Annotated in this window: 2 protein-coding genes; both read right to left on the bottom strand. The window is 69.2% G+C overall.

All coding sequences use genetic code 11. The annotated features are described in order from the left end of the window. On the bottom strand, nucleotides 1-279 hold a 279-nt coding region (locus tag J2X65_RS26945), incomplete at its 3' end, for a transposase zinc-binding domain-containing protein (protein ID WP_310208601.1). 13 nt (nucleotides 280-292) lie between these two features. Then, a complete protein-coding gene (locus tag J2X65_RS26950; protein ID WP_310208603.1) occupies nucleotides 293-1,171 on the bottom strand; it encodes a tyrosine-type recombinase/integrase in 879 nt (292 codons plus the stop codon). Between the last annotated feature and the right edge of the window lie 32 nt (nucleotides 1,172-1,203).

Below are 1,203 nucleotides of genomic sequence, written 5' to 3' on the forward strand. Positions count from 1 at the left end.
CACCGGCAGCAGCTCGGCCTGCCGGGCGGCGAGCCAGTCCCGGGCGGTTGCTCCCTGGCACCTGGGGCAGTGCCGGTTGCGGCAGGAGTTGTAGGCGATCTCCACGTGATCGCAGTTGGCGCAGCGCGACACGTGCCCGCCAAGCACCATCGTGCGGCAGGAGCGGATCGCCGACATCACCTTCAGCTGGCCGCGGCTGAGATGCCCGGCGTGCGCCCTCTCATAGGTATCGCCATGGGCGTTCAGGATATCCGCGACCTCGAGCGCAGGCCGCGTCATGGACCGGCACGGCTTACAGGGGCGGCGGCGTCAGCAAAGAGAGCGGGCTCTCCACCTCGCGCAGGGTCTTCAGGGCGACGCGGGTATAGACGGCCGTGGTGTCGAGCTTCCTGTGCCCGAGCAGCACCTGGATGACGCGGATATCGGTCTTGCGCTCCAGCAGATGGGTGGCGAAGCTGTGCCGCAGGGTGTGCATGGACACGCGCTTGTCCAGCCGGGCGGCGGAGGCTGCCGTCCTGCAGGCCCGGTCGAGCTGGCGGGTGGTGATGGGCTGGCCGGGATCGCGGCCCGGGAACAGCCAGCCCTGCGGCCGCCGCTCCTTCCACCAGCGGCGCAGGAGGTCCAGCAGATCGGGCGCGAGCATCACATAGCGGTCCTTGCGCCCCTTGCCCTGCTCAACGCGGATCAGCATCCGCGCGCCGTCGATATCGGCGACCTTGAGGTGGGCCACCTCCGACACCCGCAGGCCGCAGCCATAGGCGATGCTCAGCGCAGCGCGGTACTTGAGGTTCGGCGCATGGGCGAGCAGCAGCGCCACCTCCTCGGTGCTAAGCACCACGGGCAGGCGCTCCGGCGTCGGGATGCGCGCCATGCGGTCGCCGAAGCCGGCCCGGCCCAGCGTGATGTGGAAGAAGAAGCGCAGCGCCGTGCAGGCGAGATTCATGCGGGCATAGCTGGCGCCGAAGCTCGCCAGATGGAGTTGGTAGCGCCGCAGGTCCTCGGGCTCGGCCTCATCCGGCGTCCGGCCGAGGAAGGCGGTGAACTCGGCGACCTGGCGGACATAATCGCGCTGTGTGTGCTCGCCGAACCGGCGGATCGTCATGTCCTCGATCATCCGCTGCCGCAGCGGGCTAATGGTCGGCCGGGTGTCGGGGTGCTCCTGATGGTCCATGGGGCTCTCCAAAGGTTGAGAAACCCCGTGAT

This window comes from Ancylobacter sp. 3268, from assembly GCF_031456575.1.
In the GTDB taxonomy this organism is placed as follows: Bacteria; Pseudomonadota; Alphaproteobacteria; order Rhizobiales; family Xanthobacteraceae; genus Ancylobacter.

What these genes read in the sequence shown, in the direction of transcription:
- J2X65_RS26950 (WP_310208603.1), bottom strand. Translation starts at nt 1,171, where the DNA reads ATGGACCATCAGGAGCACCCCGACACCCGGCCGACCATTAGCCCGCTG.